This window comes from Spiribacter sp. 2438 (genome assembly GCF_009676705.1).
In the GTDB taxonomy this organism is placed as follows: Bacteria; Pseudomonadota; Gammaproteobacteria; order Nitrococcales; family Nitrococcaceae; genus Spiribacter.
The window spans coordinates 849,348-869,973 of sequence record NZ_CP046046.1 but is presented as its reverse complement, the minus strand read 5'-3'; the positions used below and the strand labels follow the sequence as shown (position 1 = coordinate 869,973).

Sequence of the window (20,626 nt, the reverse complement as noted above, 5' to 3'; positions counted from 1 at the left end):
ACGTTTTATGGCATTGGTTAAATAATCAACAATTTGAGGACAACCCCCGGTACCAAAGGGTTCCCGACCGCTGAAGTTTTTTTCATCCACAGACTTATCCACAGGTTTTGTGGATAACAGACATTGCCGGTCAACCTGCTAGGCTATACCGATGCAAATCGGTAGCTATGCACTCGAGGGCAAGGTATTGCTGGCGCCCATGGCCGGAGTAACCGACCGCCCTTTTCGAATCCTCTGCCGCAGACTCGGAGCGGCATTGGCAGCCTCCGAAATGGTTGCATCCAATCCGGCACTTCGGAATACCCGCAAATCACGGCTGCGAATCGATCACCGGGGGGAGCCGAGTCCGCGGGTGGTGCAGATCGCCGGGGCCGATCCGGCGCTGCTGGCGGACGCGGCGCGCTATAACGTCGCGCAGGGTGCCGAAATCATCGACATCAACATGGGTTGTCCGGCGAAAAAAGTCTGTCATCAGATGGCGGGGTCGGCCCTGCTGGCCGACGAACCGCTGGTCGCAAGGCTTCTTGAGGCGGTGGTGGCTGCCGTTGAGGTCCCGGTCACCCTGAAGATCCGCACCGGCCCGGATTCCGAGCGCCGCAACGCCGTGCGCATCGCCCGCCTCGCCCAGGCCGCCGGTATTTCGGCCGTGGCGGTCCATGGCCGTACCCGGAAGCAGCACTACAAAGGACAGGCGGAATACGACACGATCCGTGCGGTGCGAGATGAGGTCGCGATCCCGGTCATTGCCAATGGCGACGTTGACAGCCCGGAGAAAGCCAGGCGAGTCCTGGAGGAGACTGGATGTGACGCGGTTATGGTCGGCCGAGCGGCACAAGGACGTCCCTGGATCTTTCGGGAGATCCAGCACTATCTGGATACCGGCAGCCGCCACCCGTCCCTGTCAGCGGGTGTCATCCGAGCCGTCATGCTCAAACACCTGCGGGACCTGCACGACTTCTATGGCGAGCATCAGGGTGTCCGAATTGCCCGAAAACACATCGGCTGGTATCTGAAAAGCGCCCCGGGGGGTGAGGCGTGGCGGCAGCAATTGGTGAGGGTCGAGGCCGCCGACGAGCAGCTGGGCATGGTCGACGAGGCGCTAGCCGCCCTCAACGCATGAGGATGCGTGAGGGCTTGATCGGCAGCTTACCCCGCCAGTAGAGGATCATCACGAAACCGAACGCCATGCCGCCCAGGTGGGCGAAGTGGGCAATCCCGGAGAGCGTGCCAGTCACACCCGCCCAAAGCTCGAAGGCCCCATATCCAAGGACAAAATACTTGGCCTTGATCGGAATCGGCGGGAATATCAGCACCAGACGCTCGTTGGGAAACATCATCCCGAAACCCAAAAGCATCCCGAAGACCGCTCCCGACGCGCCCACCGTGGGATAGATATTGCCCTGCTCCACGGCGTTGGTGGCCACCACCAGCTGGATCAGACCGGCACCGATCAAACAAACCATGTAGTAAGTTAGAAACGGCCTCGAGCCCCACAGGCTCTCCAGTGCCGTGCCGAAGATGAACAGCGCGAACATGTTCACGAAAAGATGCAGCGGGCCGCCGTGCAGAAAGCCGTAGGTGACCAGCTGCCAGATTTCAAAACCCGGGATGTCAGTGGCAAACCGAAGACTGGCTCCCTCGGTGCCCAGCGGCCACAGCCCGAAGTTGACGATGAGTGCCGGGCCGATGGCGATCAGCGCCAGAAAGGCGAGCCCATTGGCGATTAGCATCCCCAGTACGACGGGGGTCTCGGACAGATTTCTTGGTCCCATGGATGGATGATACGGGTCAAGTCCGGGGCGACGCCACTTGCTCGCCGGCACTCGGGGCGTTAGCTTGCTGTCCTGTTCTCCCGCGGGAATCAAAAAATGCCGGAAATCATCGGAATCACGGCCCATCCCCTTCGGGGAGCCCTGCTGAAAGAAGCGCATGCGCGGCCATTTGAAAGCCTGGATGCTCCGCTGCGGGTGTCCCATCTCGTGGTTCAGACCGGTACCAGTGGGCGCTCAGCCGAAGTCGCGCACATGGCAGCGCTGTGCCACGAGTTGGGTGTCGAAGTGCCCGGTGACGATGCCACCCACTTCATTCTCGAGGCCCGGGGAGTCCGGGTGCGCTGGGAGCGACACACCGAATTCTCCACCTACACCGTGTTCGTCAATGGCCCGGAGCCTGAGCCATTCCGGGAACCCGCCATCGAGCGCCTGCCAGCGCGCTGGCTTCCCACCATTCCCGGGGAGCTGCTCGCCGCTATGCATGTGAGCGTGATGCCGGCGAATGATCTGGACAGCAACCCGTCCACCCTGGGTCACTATCTTGAGCCCGACAGTCTGGCCGGCAGCCGATGCTCCGGCGGCGCCGCCACCGTCTGGACGGATTTTCTGGCGCATAACGACGGATTCCTGCGTTTCCTGGTGCTGGATCACTCCCTGAGTGCCCCCCAGGCCGGCCGCCTGGTCCAGCGTATCCTCGAGCTCGAAACCTACCGGTTCATGGCACTGCTCGGCTTCCCCCTCGCCCGGGAACTGGCGCCAGACATCACCGAAATGGAAAACCGCCTCGGTACCCTCATGGACGAGCTGACCACCGTATCGGATCTAGCGGATGAACGCGGGCTGCTGGACGCCCTGTCCGCCCTGTCGGCCCGGGTAGAGCGCCTCATGGCCCGCACCAATTTCCGGTTCAGCGCGACCCAGGCCTATGGAACACTGGTGCGGCGGCGCCTCAATGCACTGCGCGAAGAGCGGATCGAGGGCATCAGCACCCTGGATGAATTCATGGAGCGCCGCCTCGCGCCGGCACTGGATACCTGCGTCAACATGGGGGACCGCCTGGAGCGGATCTCCGGACGGGTGAGCCGGGCGGCGAACCTGCTGCGCACTCGGGTTGACGTCGCTCTGGAAGCCCAGAACCGGGATCTGCTGGACTCCATGAACCGCCGGGCCCGCCTGCAGCTGCGACTGCAGCAGACGGTCGAGGGACTGTCTGTGGTTATCCTCAGTTATTACAGCGTCTCACTGGCAGGATATGCGTTCCGTGGCGCCGCCAGCGTCGGGTGGATTGACAATCCCGAGCGAGCCACCGCACTGAGCATCCCGATCATTGCCCTGACGGTGGCCGTCGGGATCCGTCTGGGTAGGCGCCGCGCAACCCAAGCCGATTCCGATCTCGGCTGATGTTCGCAAAAAATCAAACGAAAATAACTGGTGGGACCGACCAAACCCCTTTAGAATCCAGCGCCAGGTTTAACGGCCAACGGGAGGAGCCTGGGGAATGGATACTATCGGCCAACTGCATCAGACCATCGAACGACTAACCAGTCCGGGGCGCGGCATCCTGGCCGCCGACGAAAGCTACCCCACGATCACCAAGCGACTGGCCGATCACGGCATCGAATCCACCGAAGAAAACCGCCGCTTCTATCGCAGCCTGCTCGCCTCGACACCGGGCATTGGCGAATATGTCGGCGGCATCATCTTCTTCGAAGAAACCCTGGGGCAGAAAAACGACGACGGCGTCCGGATCCCGGAGGCCTGCGAGCAGAACCACATCGTGCCGGGCATCAAGGTGGACAAGGGGCTGGTGGAGCTGGCCGGTAGCCCCGGCGACAAAGTCACCCAGGGCCTGGATAACCTTGGCGACCGGCTGGATGGTTACGTCGAGCAGGGCGCGCGGTTCACTAAATGGCGCAACGTCTACGCAATCACTGACCGGACCCCCAGCCGCCAGGCCATCGATGCCAACGCTGAGGTGCTGGCGCGCTACGCGGCGATTGCCCAGTCCCGAGGCATGGTTCCCATTGTTGAACCGGAAGTCCTGCTGGACGGCAACCATGACATCGAGCGCTGCGCCGAGGTAACGGAAGCGGCCCAGACCGCCGTCTTCGATGCGCTGCGCCGGCATAACGTCAAGCTTGAGTACATCATTCTCAAGCCCAACATGGTGCTTCCCGGTCAGGACAACCCCCGCCCGTCGGTGGAAACCTGTGCGGAATACACCCTGCAGGTGCTCCGGCGCACGGTGCCGGCGGCGGTTCCATCCATCAACTTCCTGTCGGGCGGCCAGACCGCCGAGGAAGCGACGGCTCACCTGAATGCCATGAATCAGGCCGATGGCGCCAAACCCTGGGTGCTGAGTTTTTCCTACAGCCGGGCCCTGCAGAACCCGGTTCAGGCGGCCTGGAAAGGCGACCCGGCCAACAAGGCCGATGCCCAGCAGGCGTTCCTGAAACGCGCCCGCCTCAACTCGATGGCGCGCCAGGGACAGTACTCACCGGACATGGAGGCCTGAGAAGCCTCTTTTCCGGAAGCAATCGGGAGCCCCGCGGGGCTCCCGATCTGCCACCCCAACCGCACGCCCAGTTGGCTAACGCACCACGATAAAGAACGCCTGGCCTCCCCGGCGCAGGTTCAGCAACAACTGAGACTGATCGTCAACGGACTGACGGAAGTCCTCCAGTGACGCCACCCCGCGACGATTGACGGACGTGATGACATCACCGGCCCGCAGGTACTCCGAGGCACGACTTCCCCGCTCCACATCGCTCACCAGCACACCACTGACTTCTCCGAACAGCGGAGAGCGCTCATCCAGTTCGCTGAAAGCGGCGCCCTCGAGTGAGGGATGCAGAACCGCCGCGCTCACCTGACCCGCCTCCGGGTCGCCCACCACGGCGGTGGTCTCGCGGGTTTCGCCGTCACGCAGGTAGGTAATCGCCACCTCATCGCCGATCCGCTGCATGCCGATGGCATTCACCAGCTCGTTGGAGCCGCTGATGGAACGTCCAGCCACCGCGACCACCACGTCACCGGCCTGCAGGCCCGCCTCGTCAGCGGATGAACCCGGGGTCACCTGGGCGATCAAGGCCCCCTCGTTGCGGTCGATGCCAAACGCCTCCGCGATGTCCGCCGTCAGATCCTGCACGCGAACCCCCAAGACACCGCGGCGGACCTCACCGAATTCCAGAATCTGGTCCATCACCTGGGCGGCCATGTTGATGGGCACCGCAAATCCGATGCCGATATTGCCGCCACCCCGGGAGAGAATGGCCGTGTTGATACCAATCAACTCGCCCCGCAGGTTGATCAGGGCACCACCGGAATTGCCGGGGTTGATGGAGGCATCGGTTTGAATGAAGCTCTGCATCCGCACCGGACCGCCTCCCGGCAGGGTGCGCTCCAGTCCGCTGACCACCCCGGTGGTCACCGTGTGGTCGAGACCGAATGGGTTGCCGATGGCAATGGTGTAATCACCCACCCGCAGCGCATCGGAGTCCGCCAGTGGCAGGGCTTCCAAATCCTCCGGCGGCACCTGGAGCACCGCAATATCAGTGGCCGGGTCCGAACCCACTAACTCGGCGTTGAGTTCCCGGCCGTCATGCAGACCAATGCGAATGCGGTCGGCGTTGCGCACCACATGGTGGTTGGTTAGCAGGATCCCCGCCTCGGCATCGACGATCACCCCGGAACCCAGCGACTGAACCTGGCGCTCTCGCGGCTGCTCGGGCATGTCGAAAAAGCGCCGGAAAAAGGGGTCATCCAGCAACGGATTGCGTTCGGCTTCCACGGTACCCCGGGTGGCGATGTTGACCACCGCCGGGGAGACCTGCTCCACCAGAGGCGCCAGGCTCGGCGTACTGCCATCCCGATCAACAATCTGCGCGGTGGCCGCCTGAGACAGCACCAGGAGCAGGATCATCACGCCACCGGTCAAAATATTGCGATTCATGTGGAACTCCCCAAAGATCGTGACAGCCTTGTATATAGGGTCGGGACAACAGACTCTCAAGCCCTGATTCACACCGGGCCGAAACTGGAGGACCCCATGGATTCATCGGTCAGAGCCCTCATCGTTGTCGACATGCAACCGGACTTTATGGAAGGCGGCCCACTGGCCACCCAGGCCGGGGCTTCAATTCTGCCCTCGGTCGCCGAGCGCATGAAAAGCGAAGACTACGCCAGCATTGTGGCCACCCAGGACTGGCACCCCGCCGGTCATGTCTCGTTCGCCAGCGAGCACAACGCGGAGCCCTTCAGTGTCATTGATCTTTATGGACATGATCAGGTTTTATGGCCGGATCACTGTATCCAGGGGACCGAAGGCGCCGCCCTCCATCCCGACCTGCCCTGGCAGCGGGTGTCGGCGATCATTCGCAAGGGTGATAACCCGCGGGTGGACAGCTACAGCGGATTTCTCAATAACTGGGGCCCGGATGGCAACCGCCCCCCCACCGGCCTGGCCGGCTGGCTGCGGGAGCGGGGCATCACCCACGTTGACTGCTGCGGCCTCGCCCGGGACTTCTGCGTGAAATGGACCGCGGAGGACGCCGCAGCCGCCGGCTTCGAGACTCGATTCCTCTGGACCCTGACCCGACCGGTTGACGACGGCAATGACGACAACGTGCGGGCGGATCTGGAGAAAGCCGGCGTCCAGGTGCTGGACACCGCCGGTTAGTGTTCTCGAGTGGCCCGAAACTCGATCTCGGGCCAGCGCTCCTCGGTCAGCTGCAGGTTCACGCGTGAGGGAGCGATGTAGGCCAGCGCCCCCGACACGTCCAGCGCCAGGTTTTCTTCCTGGCGCTCCCGAAACTGTGCCAGCCGCTTGTCATCATCACAGTAGACCCAACGGGCGGTGGACACACCCACGGGCTCGAACTGGCAGTCCACGCCGTACTCGTTGCTGAGGCGGAAAGCCACCACGTCAAACTGCAGGGCGCCGACGGCGCCGACGATCAGATCATTGCCGATCAGCGGCCGGAACAACTGCGATGCCCCTTCCTCGCAGAGCTCAACCAGGCCCTTCTGCAGCGCCTTCATGCGCATGGGATCCCGGAGCACCGCCCGCCGGAACAACTCCGGAGCAAAGTTGGGGATGCCCGCGAACTTGAGATCTTCGCCCTGGGTGAAAGTGTCTCCGATCTGGATGGTGCCGTGATTGTGCAACCCGATGATGTCCCCGGGATAAGCCGTCTGGACATGGTCCCGGTCCGAGGCCAGAAAGGTAATCGCATTGGCAATGCGAACATCCTTGTCGATGCGCGCATGGCGCAGCTTCATGCCCCGCTCGAAGGCACCGGAGCAGACCCGCATGAACGCGATTCGGTCGCGGTGATTGGGATCCATGTTGGCCTGGATCTTGAAAACAAACCCCGACAGGGCCGGCTCGTCCGGCTCCACCATGCGGGTTTCTGCCTCCCGGGGCCGAGGCGGCGGCGCATGGGCCACAAAACGATCGAGGAGCTCTCTCAGCCCGAAATTGTTGATCGCGGAACCGAAGAACACCGGTGTCAGCTCGCCGGCCAGATAGGCGGTCTCATCAAATGCGTTACCCGCCTCCTGCAGCAGTTCCACCTCGTCGCGCAACTCCTCGATCTGGTCCCCCAGCAGTTCGTCGAGACGCGGATTGTCCAGACCCTGGATCACCTCGCCGCTCTGGATGCCTCCGCCATGCTGGGCATCGTAAAGGTGGACCTGGTTATCCAGCAGATGGAAGACGCCGCGAAATCGCTTGCCCATGCCGATGGGCCAGGTCACCGGCGCACAGCGGATCTTGAGCACCTGCTCCACCTCATCCATGAGATCCATGGGGTCCCGACCTTCCCGGTCAAGCTTGTTGATGAACGTCATGATGGGCGTCGTCCGCAACCGACAGACATCCATCAGCTTGATGGTGCGCTCCTCCACCCCCTTGGCCACGTCGATCACCATCAGCGCCGAGTCCACCGCGGTCAGGGTGCGATAAGTGTCCTCGGAGAAGTCCTCATGCCCCGGGGTGTCCAGCAGATTGACCATTTGATCCTGGTAAGGGAACTGCATTACCGAGGAGGTCACGGAGATTCCGCGCTCCTTCTCCAGCTCCATCCAGTCCGAGGTCGCGTGCCGGTCGGACTTGCGGCCCTTGACGGTCCCGGCGAGCTGAATGGCACCGCCGAATAGCAACAGCTTCTCGGTGACCGTGGTTTTGCCCGCGTCCGGATGAGAAATAATGGCGAAAGTGCGGCGTCGAGCCGCCTGAGAGGCAAGTGACTGATCTGACATCCCGACGATGATACCAGTCGCGGTACAATTGCGTGATGAGCGATGCCCATCGACCCTACTGGGAAGTCAAATCCCTGGCCGACATGTCCTGGCCGGAATGGGAGGCCCTGTGTGATGGATGTGGCCAATGCTGCCGGCACCGTCTCGAGGACGCCGATACCGGGGCCATCTATCCGACCCGGGTGGCCTGCCAGCTGCTGGACACTCAGACCTGCCGCTGCAAGGATTATCCCAATCGCCGGGCCACCGTGCCGGATTGCATCCAACTCACCCCGAAAAAGGTTGCCGAATTCCGCTGGCTTCCGGACACTTGTGCCTATCGGCGAATTCATGACGGGCGAGGACTGGCCGAGTGGCATCCGCTGGTGTCCGGTGACCCCGACAGCGTCCACAAAGCCGGCATATCGGTGCAGGGCCAGCTGCTCAGCGAGCAAGAACTTCCGCCGGGCAGCCGACTCGAAGACTACACGGAGGAGGAGGCTTAGATGGACATGAGTGCCTATCCCTTGCTCGAAGGCATCGACGAACCGGCACACCTGCGCGAATTGCCACCCGGTCAACTGCCGCGGCTGGCCAGCCAGTTGCGTGAATACCTGTTGAACAGCGTGGCCCGTTCCGGGGGGCACCTGGGGGCCGGTCTCGGCGCGGTCGAGCTCACCGTGGCCCTGCACTATGTGCTGAACACCCCCCACGACCGGCTGGTCTGGGATGTCGGTCACCAGTGCTATCCCCACAAGATTCTGACCGGCCGGCGTCGGGAAATCGGACGGATCCGCAAAGTCGATGGCCCGGCCGGCTTTCCCGCCCGCGACGAAAGCGCCTATGACACCTTCGGCGTCGGCCATTCATCCACCTCCATCAGCGCGGCGCTGGGGATGGCGCTGGCGGCCCGCCAGCAGGGCGCCGGCCGCAAGACCTGCGCGGTGATCGGGGACGGTGGCATGACCGCCGGCGAGGCGTTCGAGGCCCTCAATCACGCCGGCGATGTGCGTCCGGACCTGCTGGTGGTGCTGAACGACAACGAGATGTCCATCTCGGAGAACGTCGGCGCGCTCAACAAGACCTTTGCCCGGCTTCTCTCCGGCGGCGTCTACGGCAACCTGCGCGAAGAGGCCAAAAATGTGCTGGAGCGCATGCCCGCGCCGATGCGGGAATTCGCCAAGCGCGCCGAGGAGCACGTCAAAGGCATGATGGTGCCCGGCACCTTTTTTGAAGAGCTGGGTTTTCAATACTTCGGCCCCGTGGATGGCCACGACGTCGAGGGCCTGGTGGAAGTCCTGGGGCGGCTGCGCGAGCTCGACGGCCCCCGGATCCTTCACTGCGTGACCCGCAAGGGAAAGGGCTATCCCCGGGCCGAAGCCGATCCGATTGCCTACCATGGCGTCAAACCCTTCGATCCGGCCGCCGGCCTCAAGTCTGGCGGCCAGCCGGCGCCGCTCAACTTCACCGATGTGTTCAGCCAGTGGCTGTGCGACATGGCCGAGGCGGAGCCGCGCCTGTGGGGCATCACCCCCGCCATGCGCGAAGGCTCCGGGCTGGTGGAGTTTGCCAATCGCTTTCCGGATCGCTATCTGGACACCGGCATCGCCGAGCAGCATGCCGTAACCCTGGCGGCCGGTATCGCCTGCGAGGGCGATCGGCCGGTGCTGGCCATTTACTCCACTTTTCTGCAGCGGGGCTATGATCAGCTGATCCATGATGTCGCGTTGCAGAACCTGCCAGTGCTGTTCGCCATTGACCGGGCCGGCCTCGTGGGAGCCGACGGCGCCACCCACCAGGGGGCATTCGATTTGAGTTTCATGCGTTGTCTGCCCAACATGACCGTGATGGCCCCGGCCGATGAAGCGGAATGCCGGCAAATGCTCTCCACCGGTCTGTCAATTCCCGGGCCCAGCGCCGTTCGCTATCCCAAGGGACGCGGCCCGGGCACGGTGCCCTCCAGCGACCTTGACACCCTGCCCGTCGGCCAGGCGCAGGTCCGCCGGCGCGGCCAGCGTGTGGCCCTTCTGGCGTTCGGCACCATGACCGCACCGGCGGAAGCCATTGCCGAGGAGCTGGATGCCACGGTGGTCAACATGCGGTTCGTGAAGCCGCTGGACGAGGACTGTGTCCAGGCCATGGCCCGGGACCACGACTGCCTGGTGACCCTCGAGGAAAACGTGGTGGCCGGCGGGGCCGGATCAGCGGTAGCCGAATGCCTGCAACAACAGGGCATCCAGCGCCCCATCCTCCATATCGGCCTGCCGGACGCTTACGTCCAGCATGGCGAGCGGGACGAGCAGCTGGAACTGGTGGGGCTCGATACCGATGGCATCCGCCGCCGCGTCAGCGAGTGGCTCGGCATTGAGCTTGCCAGCCCGCAGACGACCGATTAGTGTTGCGTCCACTTGGAGGCGACCACCCATCGGCCCGCGGGTCCGGCCCCATGGCCGGACCCGCGGGCCGATGGTAACCAGCGGAAAACAATGACTCAGAAATCAAGCTACAACTACGATGAACTGCTGGCCTGCGGGCACGGCCAACTTTTCGGCCCGGGCAACCCGCAGTTACCCGTCCCCAACATGCTCATGTTCGATGCCATTACGCATATCGATGATGATGGCGGCGAGCACGGCAAAGGCCGGATCGAGGCCGAGCTCAAGGTCCATCCGGACCTCTGGTTTTTTCATTGCCATTTTCCCGGTGATCCGGTGATGCCGGGGTGTCTCGGCCTGGATGCCCTCTGGCAACTGGTGGGCTTCTACCTCGGCTGGATCGGCGGCACTGGCAAAGGCCGGGCCCTGGGCTGTGGTGAGGTCAAATTCACCGGTCAGATCCTGCCCGACAACGCCAATGTCCGTTATCGGCTGGACGTCAAGCGCGTGATCCGGCGGCGCCTGTACATGGGCATTGCCGACGGCCTGGTCGACGTGGACGGCGAAGTGATCTATCGGGCCTCGGACCTGCGGGTGGGCCTGTTCCAGAATCCTCAAGACGCACTGTAGAGGGACACGTAGTGAAGCGAGTGGTGGTCACTGGCCTTGGCATCGTTTCTTGCCTGGGCAACGATCTGGCATCGGTTACCCGCTCCCTGCGGGAAGGTCGCTCGGGCATCGCCCATGAGCCGGCCTATGCCGAAATGGGGCTCAGAAGCCAGGTGGCAGCCTCCCCCGAGGTGGATCTGGACGCCGCCATCCCCCGACGGGCCCGTCGTTTCATGGGCGATGCGGCCGGCTTTGCCTACCTGGCACTGGATCAGGCCATTCGACACGCCGAGCTGCCCGCCGAGTCGGTCAGCGATCCCCGCACCGGCCTGATTGTCGGTTCCGGCGGCGCGTCCACCGAAAACGTCGTCCGGGCAACGGATATCCTTCGCGAACGCGGCGTGCGCAAAATCGGGGCGTTCGCCGTGCCGAAAGTCATGGGCAGCACCACCTCGGCCTGCCTGGCGACGCCTTTCGCCATCAAGGGCGTGAACTACAGCATCTCGTCGGCCTGCGCCACCAGCGCACATTGCATCGGGGCCGCCATGGAGCAGATCCAGCTGGGCAAACAGGACGTGGTGTTCGCCGGCGGGGGTGAAGAAGAGCACTGGAGTCTGACCATGTTGTTTGACGCCATGGGCGCGCTCTCCACCAGTTATAACGACACCCCGACCCGGGCATCACGGCCCTTTGACCGGGACCGGGACGGCTTTGTCATCGCCGGCGGGGCCGGCATGATGGTGCTGGAGTCCCTCGAGCACGCCCAGGCTCGCGGCGCCCCCATCGTCGCCGAACTGGTGGGTTACGGGGCCACCTCGGATGGCTACGACATGGTGGCGCCCTCGGGTGAAGGGGCGCAGCGATGCGTCAACCAGGCCCTGCAGATGGCAGAGACCGAGAACAATCAGAGCGTCGACTACATCAACGCCCACGGCACCAGCACGCCAGCGGGTGACATCACGGAATTGCGGGCACTCCAGGCGGTGTTTGGTGATGCCTTGCCGCCGGTGAGCTCCACCAAGTCCCTGACCGGTCATTCCCTGGGCGCGGCGGGCGTTCAGGAAGCGATTTATTCGCTGTTGATGATGCAGGGCAATTTCATTGCCGGCACGGCCAACGTCGAGAACCTGGATGAGGATGCCGAGGGGATGTCGGTGGTCACGGAAACCCGCGACGATCAATCCCTGGATCTGGTGCTCAGCAACAGCTTCGGATTCGGTGGCACCAACGCCAGCCTGGCATTCAGGCGCTTCTAGCGACGGGGCCGGCGCTCAGACCAGGTGCCGGCCTCCATCAAGCCCGATGCTGCGCCCGGTGATGTACGGGTTATCCAAAAGAAACTGGAGCGTCTCCACGGCGGCCCCCTCCCCCGGCTCGATGCCCAGGAGCGATTTCTTCAGCGTTTTCGCGCGATAAGCATCGCTGTCGCCCTCATTGAACATGATGAGCGACGGCGCAACGCTATTGACCTTGACCCTGGGGGCCAGTAACCGGGCAAAAGACCGGGTCAGGTTTTCCAGCGCCGCCTTGCTGGCGGCGTAGGCGATATGCTTCGCACTGCCCTTCTCCACCACGTAGTCCGTCATGTGGACGATGTCCGTGGTGCAATCAGTGTTCTCCAGAAGCTGCCGACACGCCAGGTTGATTCGGTAGGGGGTCATGACATGGATCTGCATCATGGCTGTGATCACGTCTGCCGGGTCGGTGTCCGGGCTCTCGGGCAGCCAGTCCGAGGCGTTGTGAATGATGGCTCGCAGGGATGGGGTTTCGGCCTTGAGCGTGTCAATAAAAGCGTCAACGCCCGGGTTGGTCGCAAAATCGGCGTGTAGGCAACGCGCGCCGGCTCGCTCCAGTTCCTCCACCGCCGGCCGATGGGTCCGGTAGGTGGCAATCACGGGCTGGTTCCGCTCGAGACAGTGCCGGGCAAAGGCCAGCCCGATGCGCTGACTGGCGCCGGTGATCAGGATGGGTGAGGTCATTGAACGCTCCGGCTGAATCAAACCTTTGAGAGCAATGGTGCCCGGAGTGGGACTCGAACCCACACGGCCAAGGCCTCGGGATTTTAAGTCCCGTGCGTCTACCAGTTCCGCCATCCGGGCGAGACACTGGAGGCTAGGGCCGGAATCGAACCGGCGTACACGGCTTTGCAGGCCGCTGCATCACCACTCTGCCACCTAGCCGGCGTGCGCTGACATCATAGCAACCGGGCGGATGGCTGGCGATTGCCTGGCCGGTGCCCGGATACAAAAAACCCCGACCGAAGGCGATCGGGGTGATATTCTGGAGCGGGAAACGAGACTCGAACTCGCGACCCCAACCTTGGCAAGGTTGTGCTCTACCAACTGAGCTATTCCCGCGTCAGAGGCTGTATTCTAGTTTGCCCCGCCGTTCTGTCAACCCTGGGAAATGCGGTTGAGCGCCCGCATGGCCGCCCCCGTGTAAAGGGCCATGGAGTACAGCGTCAGTGCTGCCGCCAGGTACAACAGACCCAGTCCGATCTCCCACACCGGCCATCCCGCAAAGTCATGACGGTAGAGCAGCAGAGCAATGGCCGTCATCTGCGCCGTGGTCTTGAGTTTGCCGGTGAGGCCAACGGCGACGCTGGAGCGCTGACCGAGCTCCGCCATCCACTCCCGCAGCGCGGACACCGCGATTTCGCGGCCGATGATGACCGCGGCCGGCACCGCCAGCCACGCCGTGGGGCTCTCCACCACCACGATGATCAGGGCAATCGCCACAATTAGCTTATCCGCGACGGGATCCAGAAATGCACCAAACGGTGAACTCTGATTCCAGCGTCGAGCCAGATATCCGTCCAGCCAGTCCGTCAGGCTGGCGATCACGAAGACTGCAGCGGCGGCAGCATTGGCCCAGGGCGCCGGCAACAGAAACAGCAGACCCAGCACCGGAATCAGCAGAATCCGGAGCCACGTCAGCAGATTTGGCAGGGTCATTTCCATGGGCGCAGATTATCATGCTGGCCGCGGGTCTCCAGCGCCGCCCACCTACCCGTTCAGATAGGCGTGGATCCGCTCCGCCAGCGCCGTGCTGATGCCCTGAACGCGGGCCAGGTCCTCCACCCCGGCGCGTTTCAGTCCCTTGAGACCACCAAACTGCTTCATCAGAGCCTGGCGCCGTTTGGGCCCGAGGCCGGGGATTTCCTCGAGGCTGGAGGTGGTGCGGGACTTACCCCGGCGGCTTCGGTGGCCGGTGATCGCAAAACGGTGCGCCTCGTCCCGGGCATGTTGCAGCAGGTGCAGCGCCGGCGATTCCGGCGGCAATCGGAACTCCCCGGGCTGCCCGGCCATCATCAGGACTTCCTCGCCCGGACGCCGCCGTGGCCCCTTGGCAATGCCCACGATGGTTACACCGGTAACCTGGAGGTCCTCCAGTACCGACTCCGCCTGGGTAAGCTGCCCCCGACCGCCATCGATCAGCAGCAGATCCGGCAACTCCCCTTCTCCCTCCCGCAAGCGCCGGTAACGACGCTCCAAGGCCTGACGCATGGCGGCGTAATCATCCCCGGCCGTCACGCCGTCGATGTTGAAGCGGCGATAATCCTCCTTGATCGGTCCCTCCCGGCCCATCACCACACACGAGGCCATGGTGGCTTCGCCCCGGGTGTGGCTGATGTCGAAGCACTCAATGCGCTCGGGCATCTGGTCCAGAGACAACGCCTGCTGCAGATCCTCGAAGCGCCGTTCGGTGGTGGCTTCAGTGGTCAGCCGGGCGCTCAGGGCGTGTTCCGCATTGCGCTCGGCCATGTTCAGCCAGCGACGGCGCTCACCCCGCAGGCGTGATGTGATCCGCACCCGGTGACCCGCATCCGCCGTCAGCGCCTCTTCAAGCACTTCCACATCCGGCAGCTCGTGGCTCACCAGCAGTTCCCCCGGGGTCTCCCGCCCCAGGTAATGCCGGGCCACAAAGCCGTACAGAATCTCCTCCGGCGCGGTGTCCGGCGGCGCCTTGGGAAAGTAGGTCTGGTTGCCGAGGTTGCGGCCATCGCGGATGACGAACACCTGAACACAGGCCAGCTGCTCGCGAAGCCGGCAGGCGATGACATCCACATCGCCTTTGGCGCCGGAAACGTACTGACGCTCCTGGATCCGGCGCAGGCTGGCGATGCGGTCACGCAGACGGGCCGCCTTCTCGAACTCGAGATCGGAGGCCGCCGTCTCCATGCGCCCAACCAGTTCGTCAATCACCTCGTTGCTCTGCCCCGAGAGAAACATCTCCACATGCCGGACATCCCGGGCGTAGTCCGATTCGCTGATATAGCCCACACAGGGCGCCGTGCAGCGACCGATCTGATACTGAAGACACGGGCGGGAGCGGTGCTGGAAAAAGCTGTCCCGGCACTGCCGGACCGGAAACACCTTCTGCAGATGGTTCAGTGTCTCGCGCACCGCCCCGGATGAGGGAAAGGGGCCGAAGTAGCGTCCGGCGTCCCGGCGCTGACCCCGGTGAAAGGACAACCGGGGAAACTGCTGATGGGTGGTGAGGTGGATGTATGGATAGCTTTTGTCGTCCCTCAGAAGCACGTTGTAGCGCGGCCGGTGCTCCTTGATGAGGTTGTTCTCGAGGATCAGCGCCTCGGCTTCTGTGTGGGTCACCGTGACCTGCAGATCGGCTACCTGGACCACCAGGGCCTGGGTGCGGCTGTTGTGAACCGTGCGCTGAAAATAGCTGCCCACCCGGCGCTTGAGATTGCGGGCCTTGCCCACGTAGATCACCTGCCCGCGGTCATCGAACATGCGATAGACACCCGGGCTGGTGGGCAGTGTCTTGATGGCCTGGCGGGGATCGAAGGGGGCAGTGTCAGTCATGTCCCCATTCTAGCTTAGAGAGCGGACCCTCAGGCCTTTCCGGTGAGGGCCCGCCATGCAACGATCAGTCGCTGCCGGGAATACCCCCGGCCGTGAGGGCCGCTGGATCCAGCAGCCGCTCCAGCTCCTCATCGGAGAGATCGGTCACTTCCCGGGCCAACTCCATCAGGGGGCGCCCCTCGGCATAGGCCCGTTTGGCGATGCTGGCCCCGAGTTCGTAGCCGATAACCGTGTTGAGCGCGGTCACCAGAATCGGATTTTTGCCCAGCGCTTCCTCGAGGCGGGCCTGGTTCACCGTAAAGCCCGCCACGGCCCGGTCTGCCAGCGCCCGGGACCCGTTCGCCAGCAGCTCGATGCTCTGCAGCAGGTTGTGGGCGATCACCGGCAACATCACGTTCAGCTGAAAACTGCCGGACTGCCCGGCGACAGTAATGGTGGAGTCATTGCCGATCACCTGCGCCGATACCTGAGCCACCGCCTCGGGGATCACCGGATTGACCTTGCCGGGCATGATGCTACTCCCCGGCTGCAGCGCCGGCAGGGCGATTTCGCCAAGGCCGGCCAGCGGCCCGGAGTTCATCCAGCGCAGATCATTGCTGATCTTCATAAGGCTGACCGCCACCACTTTGAGCTGCCCGGACAACTCCACCGCCGCGTCCTGACTGCTCAGGCTTTCAAAACGATTCTCGCTGCTGCGGAACGGCAGCCCGGTGCGCGCCGAGAGCGCCTTCGCCACCGCATCCCCGAACCCATCCCTAGCGTTAATGCCCGTGCCGACGGCAGTGCCGCCCTGTGCCAAGGCATGGACCCGTTCCAGGGCCGCCCGAACCCGATCCTGCCCCAGCCTGATCTGCTGCGCCCAGCCGCCGACCTCCTGCCCCAGGGTCACCGGCATGGCATCCATCAGATGGGTTCGGCCGGTCTTGGTGATGCGCTCCAGCTCCTGGGCCCGCGCCTCGAGGGTCACCGCCAGGTGCTCAAGGGCCGGCAGCAGGTCTTCGGCACAGGCCACCGCTGCCGACACGTGAATGGCCGTGGGAATCACGTCGTTGCTGCTCTGGGACATGTTGACGTGATCGTTGGGATGCACGGTGGACCCCAGCGCTCGAGAGGCCAGATGACCAATGACCTCGTTGGCGTTCATGTTGCTGCTGGTCCCGGAGCCGGTCTGAAAGACGTCCACCGGGAAGTCGGCATCGTGATCACCCCGGGCCACCGCCTCAGCGGCGGTCACGATGGCACCGGCCACCGCGTCGTCCAGGTCACCCAGATCGCGGTTGGCTTCGGCCGTGGCGGCCTTCACCAGCCCCAGGGCCTGAATGAAACGCCGCGGCATGGCCAGACCACTGATGGTGAAGTTGTCCACGGCACGCTGGGTCTGGGCGGCATAGAGCGCCTGCGCGGGCACCTGGAGCTCGCCCATGCTGTCTTTTTCGATGCGGAATCCCTGTTCACTCATCATCTTCTCCCCGGTTCTAGTAAACTTCTGGCCTCTGGCTTTGCAACGGATCGGAGACCATGGAGCTCAACCCCCTGACCGCCATCTCGCCCATCGACGGCCGCTACGGTGGCAAGACCGAGTCACTGCGTCCACTGGTCAGCGAGTATGGTCTCATCGGCCACCGCATCCTGGTTGAGGTGGAGTGGCTCAAGGCCCTGGCTGCCGATCCGGCCATTCCCGAGGTTCCATCACTCAGCGACGGCGCCGCCCGCGGGCTGACCGCCATAGCCACGGGATTCGACGAAACCGCCGCTCGGCGCGTCAAGGCCATCGAATCGGTGACCAATCACGACGTCAAGGCGGTGGAATATTACATCAAGGAGCAGATGGCCGAACACGAGGAGCTCGCGGCAATCAGTGAGTTTGTCCACTTTGCCTGCACCTCCGAGGACATCAACAACCTCGCCTATGCCCTGATGCTTCGCAGCGCCCGGGACGACGTCCTGCTGCCCGCCATCGACGCCATCATCGACGCGCTGACCGATCTGGCACGGGAGCATGCGGCCCAGCCCATGCTGGCCCGCACCCACGGCCAACCCGCCTCCCCGACGACCCTCGGCAAGGAATTTGCCAACGTCGCCGCGCGCCTGAAGCGCCAGCGCGCACAGCTGGCGCGGACGCCGATCCTCGGCAAGATCAACGGCGCGGTGGGCAATTTCAACGCCCATGTCACCGCGTATCCCGAAGTTGATTGGATCGCTTTTTCAAAACGTTACATCGAGAACCTCGGGCTAGACTGGAACCCCTATACCACCCAGATCGAACCCCACGACGGCATTGCCGAACTGTTTGACAGCCTGGCGCGACTCAACACGGTGGGCATCGACCTGGTTCGGGATCTGTGGGGATACATTGCCTTCGGCTACTTTCGGCAACACACCGTGGCGGGGGAAGTGGGATCGTCCACCATGCCCCACAAGGTCAACCCCATTGACTTCGAAAACGCCGAGGGCAACTTCGGCATGGCCAACGCGGTCCTCGACCATCTGGCCCGCAAGCTGCCGGTGTCCCGCTGGCAGCGGGATCTGACTGACTCCACGGTGCTCCGCAACATCGGCGTCGGACTGGCTCACAGCGTCATCGGATACCAGGCGGCCCTGCGCGGCCTCAACAAGCTGGCCGTGGACCCGGGACGCCTTAAGGAAGACCTGAATGACAACTGGGAAGTGCTGGCGGAAGCCATTCAGACGGTGATGCGCCGCCATGGCATCGATGAGCCCTATGAGCGGCTCAAGGCCCTGACCCGGGGCAAACGGGTGGACCAGGCGGGCCTGCAGGCCTTTGTGGATGACTTGGAGCTGCCCGCCGAGGTTCGCGCGGAGCTGCGGGCGCTTACACCGGCGGGATATACGGGTCTCGCGGCTCGTCTTGCCAGCGATCTTTCAGCCAGTCGCGATTGAGGGCGAACCACTGCAGGGCAATGATCGGCATCGCCGCCTCAAGGGCTCCGGCACTCAGCATGCCGATGGCCTCGTCGGCGTCGAGGATGTGCAGACGGATGTCCTCGCCCTCTTCCGCGTGCCCATGCCCATCCCGCCGCAGCGAGCGGCTGTCCACGGGGGCGCAATACAGATGAACGGTCTGTGAGGTCCCTCCCGGGCTGACCAGGTAATGGGCAATGGGGATCAGCTCCCCCAGGGTGCAGTCCGCCTCCTCCCGGGATTCCCGATGGGCCACCGCCTCCATGGACTCGCCAGGCTCGACAATACCCGCCACCGTCTCCAGCACCCAGGGGCCCATGCCCGTGTCCAGGGCACCTACCCGGAACTGCTCCACCAGAACCACCCGGTCCTCCCAGGGGTCATAGGGCAGCACGCCCACCGCATCACCCCGCTCGAAGCGCTCACGCACCATGGGCTCGCTCATCCCGCCGGCGAACAGGCCGTGCCGGACCGTGAAGCGGCTCATGCGGAAAAAGCCGTCGTAAACCGTCTCTCGATTAATGACCTGATAGTCCATTCAGCGCCCTCCCGGATGGCGTTCAAACAGGGCAATGGCCTCGGCATGGCCGGTGTGGGGAAACATGTCCATGATGCCGGCGCAGGTCAGCCGGTAGCCATGCTGATGAACCAGCTCGCCGGCATCCCGCGCCAGCGTTGCCGGCCCACAGGAGACGTAAACGATCCGCCCCGGCGCCAGCCCAGCAATCGCCGGCAAAACTTCCAGCGCCCCGGATCGCGGTGGATCCAACAGCACCCGATCCACCGGCCCGCCCAGCCAGGTCGCATCCGGACTCATCCGGGTCAGGTCCGCCGCCTCGAAGCGGACATTGCCAATGCCGTTATGGCGAGCGTTCTCCCGACCCCGTTCCACTAGCGGCTCATCGCCCTCCAGGCCGATGACTTCTCCCGCCCGCCGGGCGATGGGCAGCGTGAAATTGCCCAGGCCGCAGAAAAGGTCCAGCACCCGCATTCCCGGCTCCACCGACAGCAGATCCAGCGCCAGCGGCACCATCTGGCGATTGATCGCCGCGTTTACCTGGGTGAAGTCCGTGGGGGCGAAGGCAAACTCCAGATCAAAGTCCGGCAGGGCGTAATGAAGGCGGGTGGCCTCATGGCCCACCGGCTCGACAGTGGATTCGTTGCCGGGCTGTTGAAAAATGAGCAGCCCATGGGCGGCGCCGAAGGCGACCAACTGCCGCTGATCCTCATCGGTGAGCGGGCGCAGGTTGCGGAAAACCAGCCCCACTGCCTCATCACCCGCCGCCACCTCAATCTGGGCGATCCGGTCCGGGATGCTCAGCCCTCGAATCAGTGACGCCAGTTCCGGTAGGTGCCGGGCAACCCGCGGGTCCAGCACGTGACAACTGTCGATGTCTGCAACAAAGGGACTGAACCGCTCCCGAAACCCCACCAGGACCCGATCGCCCTTGCGAGGCACGTACTTGACGCCCAACCGGGCACGCCGCCGATAGCCCCAGGTGGGGCCGGTGACCGGCGGCAACCACTCCGCCGGCGAGACCCCGCCGGTGTGGCTCAGCAGATCGGCCAGGGTGGCTTGCTTGTGGGCAATCTGAGCGACGGGGTCCATGTGCTGCAGGCTGCAGCCGCCACAAACGCCGACGTGGGGACAGGGCGGCGACACGCGATCCGGCGCCGGATTGTCCACCGCCACCGCCTGGCCTTCTTCCTGCCGGCGACGCCGCCGCCGAATCTGCGCCGAGACGGTTTCACCCGGCAACGCCCCCTGGACGAAAACGGTGCGCCCGTCCCGGTGGCCGATTCCCCGACCCTCGTGGCTGAGCCGTTCAACCTCGACTTCCACCGGCTCCGCCGGCAAGCGCCGTCCCCGTCGTCCTCCCAT

18 protein-coding genes and 3 tRNA genes are annotated in these 20,626 nt (G+C 64.0%); 9 read left to right on the top strand and 12 right to left on the bottom strand.

All coding sequences use genetic code 11. The features are described 5' to 3' along the window. Positions 1–151: 151 nt before the first annotated feature. Positions 152–1,120 carry a tRNA dihydrouridine synthase DusB gene (dusB, locus tag GJ672_RS04400; RefSeq protein ID WP_154296056.1) on the top strand — a complete coding sequence of 323 codons (969 nt, stop codon included), beginning with the start codon at positions 152–154 and terminating at the stop codon, positions 1,118–1,120. On the opposite strand, the gene GJ672_RS04395 is transcribed toward dusB, so the two are convergent. After that, positions 1,110–1,772 carry a rhomboid family intramembrane serine protease gene (locus GJ672_RS04395; RefSeq protein WP_154296054.1) on the bottom strand — a complete coding sequence of 221 codons (663 nt, stop codon included), beginning with the start codon at positions 1,770–1,772 and terminating at the stop codon, positions 1,110–1,112. The two genes, dusB and GJ672_RS04395, sit on opposite strands and share 11 nt — an antisense overlap. 96 nt (positions 1,773–1,868) lie before the next feature. On the opposite strand from GJ672_RS04395, the gene GJ672_RS04390 reads away from it, so the two are divergent. Next, entirely contained in the window at positions 1,869–3,173 is a 1,305-nt protein-coding gene (locus tag GJ672_RS04390; RefSeq protein WP_154296053.1) for a DUF3422 family protein, read from the top strand. 97 nt (positions 3,174–3,270) lie between these two features. Further along, a complete protein-coding gene (locus GJ672_RS04385) occupies positions 3,271–4,287 on the top strand; it encodes a class I fructose-bisphosphate aldolase (RefSeq protein ID WP_154296052.1) in 1,017 nt (338 codons plus the stop codon). Between the two features lie 75 nt (positions 4,288–4,362). On the opposite strand, the gene GJ672_RS04380 is transcribed toward GJ672_RS04385, so the two are convergent. Beyond that, the gene (locus GJ672_RS04380) at positions 4,363–5,724 is read right to left on the bottom strand and encodes a DegQ family serine endoprotease (protein ID WP_195759558.1); all 1,362 of its coding nucleotides are present in this window, start codon (positions 5,722–5,724) and stop codon (positions 4,363–4,365) included. 96 nt (positions 5,725–5,820) lie between these two features. On the opposite strand from GJ672_RS04380, the gene pncA reads away from it, so the two are divergent. Next, positions 5,821–6,450: a bifunctional nicotinamidase/pyrazinamidase gene (gene pncA, locus GJ672_RS04375; protein WP_154296051.1), complete on the top strand. Its 630-nt coding sequence runs from the start codon at positions 5,821–5,823 to the stop codon at positions 6,448–6,450. Here the strand turns inward: pncA and GJ672_RS04370 are convergent. After that, a complete protein-coding gene (locus tag GJ672_RS04370) occupies positions 6,447–8,033 on the bottom strand; it encodes a peptide chain release factor 3 (protein ID WP_154296050.1) in 1,587 nt (528 codons plus the stop codon). The two genes, pncA and GJ672_RS04370, sit on opposite strands and share 4 nt — an antisense overlap. A gap of 35 nt (positions 8,034–8,068) precedes the next feature. Between GJ672_RS04370 and GJ672_RS04365 the strand changes: the two genes are divergently transcribed. The 4 genes from GJ672_RS04365 to fabB all read left to right on the top strand — a co-directional run bounded on the left by GJ672_RS04365 (position 8,069) and on the right by fabB (position 12,252). Continuing rightward, positions 8,069–8,518, top strand: a complete 450-nt coding sequence (locus GJ672_RS04365) for a YcgN family cysteine cluster protein (protein WP_154296049.1) — start codon at positions 8,069–8,071, stop codon at positions 8,516–8,518. Next, on the top strand, positions 8,519–10,408 hold the full coding sequence (gene dxs / locus GJ672_RS04360; protein WP_195759557.1) for a 1-deoxy-D-xylulose-5-phosphate synthase: 1,890 nt from the start codon (positions 8,519–8,521) through the stop codon (positions 10,406–10,408). Positions 10,409–10,498: 90 nt separating this feature from the next. Further along, positions 10,499–11,017, top strand: a complete 519-nt coding sequence (gene fabA / locus GJ672_RS04355; protein ID WP_154296048.1) for a bifunctional 3-hydroxydecanoyl-ACP dehydratase/trans-2-decenoyl-ACP isomerase — start codon at positions 10,499–10,501, stop codon at positions 11,015–11,017. An 11-nt stretch (positions 11,018–11,028) separates the two neighbouring features. After that, complete coding sequence (gene fabB / locus GJ672_RS04350; protein ID WP_154296047.1) at positions 11,029–12,252, top strand: beta-ketoacyl-ACP synthase I; 1,224 nt, start codon at positions 11,029–11,031, stop codon at positions 12,250–12,252. A 15-nt stretch (positions 12,253–12,267) separates the two neighbouring features. Here fabB and folM read toward each other — a convergent pair whose 3' ends face one another. From folM to GJ672_RS04315, 7 genes are all read right to left on the bottom strand, one after another. Further along, positions 12,268–12,975 carry a dihydromonapterin reductase gene (gene folM / locus GJ672_RS04345; RefSeq protein ID WP_154296046.1) on the bottom strand — a complete coding sequence of 236 codons (708 nt, stop codon included), beginning with the start codon at positions 12,973–12,975 and terminating at the stop codon, positions 12,268–12,270. A 35-nt stretch (positions 12,976–13,010) separates the two neighbouring features. Beyond that, positions 13,011–13,095 (bottom strand) — tRNA-Leu (locus GJ672_RS04340). A gap of 7 nt (positions 13,096–13,102) precedes the next feature. Then, a tRNA-Cys gene (locus GJ672_RS04335) sits at positions 13,103–13,176 on the bottom strand. Between the two features lie 101 nt (positions 13,177–13,277). Beyond that, positions 13,278–13,353 (bottom strand) — tRNA-Gly (locus tag GJ672_RS04330). Between the two features lie 36 nt (positions 13,354–13,389). Beyond that, positions 13,390–13,956, bottom strand: coding sequence for a CDP-diacylglycerol--glycerol-3-phosphate 3-phosphatidyltransferase (gene pgsA / locus GJ672_RS04325; RefSeq protein WP_154296045.1), 567 nt, complete (start codon positions 13,954–13,956; stop codon positions 13,390–13,392). Between the two features lie 45 nt (positions 13,957–14,001). Then, complete coding sequence (gene uvrC, locus GJ672_RS04320) at positions 14,002–15,822, bottom strand: excinuclease ABC subunit UvrC (RefSeq protein WP_154296044.1); 1,821 nt, start codon at positions 15,820–15,822, stop codon at positions 14,002–14,004. Between the two features lie 64 nt (positions 15,823–15,886). After that, positions 15,887–17,281 carry an aspartate ammonia-lyase gene (locus GJ672_RS04315; RefSeq protein WP_154296043.1) on the bottom strand — a complete coding sequence of 465 codons (1,395 nt, stop codon included), beginning with the start codon at positions 17,279–17,281 and terminating at the stop codon, positions 15,887–15,889. A gap of 59 nt (positions 17,282–17,340) precedes the next feature. Between GJ672_RS04315 and purB the strand changes: the two genes are divergently transcribed. Continuing rightward, a complete protein-coding gene (gene purB / locus GJ672_RS04310; protein ID WP_154296042.1) occupies positions 17,341–18,723 on the top strand; it encodes an adenylosuccinate lyase in 1,383 nt (460 codons plus the stop codon). Here the strand turns inward: purB and GJ672_RS04305 are convergent. Together GJ672_RS04305 and rlmD are read right to left on the bottom strand one after the other, a co-directional pair. Then, positions 18,656–19,282 (bottom strand): NUDIX domain-containing protein, encoded by a 627-nt coding sequence (locus tag GJ672_RS04305; RefSeq protein ID WP_154296041.1) that lies wholly within the window; start codon positions 19,280–19,282, stop codon positions 18,656–18,658. The two genes, purB and GJ672_RS04305, sit on opposite strands and share 68 nt — an antisense overlap. Beyond that, positions 19,283–20,626 (bottom strand): 23S rRNA (uracil(1939)-C(5))-methyltransferase RlmD, encoded by a 1,344-nt coding sequence (rlmD, locus tag GJ672_RS04300; protein WP_195759556.1) that lies wholly within the window; start codon positions 20,624–20,626, stop codon positions 19,283–19,285.

Bases quoted from the DNA above. Each gene is read 5' to 3' on its own strand.
- dusB (WP_154296056.1), top strand. From the start codon at position 152: ATGCAAATCGGTAGCTATGCACTCGAGGGCAAGGTATTGCTGGCGCCC.
- GJ672_RS04395 (WP_154296054.1), bottom strand. From the start codon at position 1,772: ATGGGACCAAGAAATCTGTCCGAGACCCCCGTCGTACTGGGGATGCTA.
- GJ672_RS04390 (WP_154296053.1), top strand. From the start codon at position 1,869: ATGCCGGAAATCATCGGAATCACGGCCCATCCCCTTCGGGGAGCCCTG.
- GJ672_RS04385 (WP_154296052.1), top strand. From the start codon at position 3,271: ATGGATACTATCGGCCAACTGCATCAGACCATCGAACGACTAACCAGT.
- GJ672_RS04380 (WP_195759558.1), bottom strand. From the start codon at position 5,724: ATGAATCGCAATATTTTGACCGGTGGCGTGATGATCCTGCTCCTGGTG.
- pncA (WP_154296051.1), top strand. From the start codon at position 5,821: ATGGATTCATCGGTCAGAGCCCTCATCGTTGTCGACATGCAACCGGAC.
- GJ672_RS04370 (WP_154296050.1), bottom strand. From the start codon at position 8,033: ATGTCAGATCAGTCACTTGCCTCTCAGGCGGCTCGACGCCGCACTTTC.
- GJ672_RS04365 (WP_154296049.1), top strand. From the start codon at position 8,069: ATGAGCGATGCCCATCGACCCTACTGGGAAGTCAAATCCCTGGCCGAC.
- dxs (WP_195759557.1), top strand. From the start codon at position 8,519: ATGGACATGAGTGCCTATCCCTTGCTCGAAGGCATCGACGAACCGGCA.
- fabA (WP_154296048.1), top strand. From the start codon at position 10,499: ATGACTCAGAAATCAAGCTACAACTACGATGAACTGCTGGCCTGCGGG.
- folM (WP_154296046.1), bottom strand. From the start codon at position 12,975: ATGACCTCACCCATCCTGATCACCGGCGCCAGTCAGCGCATCGGGCTG.
- pgsA (WP_154296045.1), bottom strand. From the start codon at position 13,956: ATGGAAATGACCCTGCCAAATCTGCTGACGTGGCTCCGGATTCTGCTG.
- uvrC (WP_154296044.1), bottom strand. From the start codon at position 15,822: ATGACTGACACTGCCCCCTTCGATCCCCGCCAGGCCATCAAGACACTG.
- GJ672_RS04315 (WP_154296043.1), bottom strand. From the start codon at position 17,281: ATGAGTGAACAGGGATTCCGCATCGAAAAAGACAGCATGGGCGAGCTC.
- purB (WP_154296042.1), top strand. From the start codon at position 17,341: ATGGAGCTCAACCCCCTGACCGCCATCTCGCCCATCGACGGCCGCTAC.
- GJ672_RS04305 (WP_154296041.1), bottom strand. From the start codon at position 19,282: ATGGACTATCAGGTCATTAATCGAGAGACGGTTTACGACGGCTTTTTC.
- rlmD (WP_195759556.1), bottom strand. From the start codon at position 20,626: ATGGGAGGACGACGGGGACGGCGCTTGCCGGCGGAGCCGGTGGAAGTC.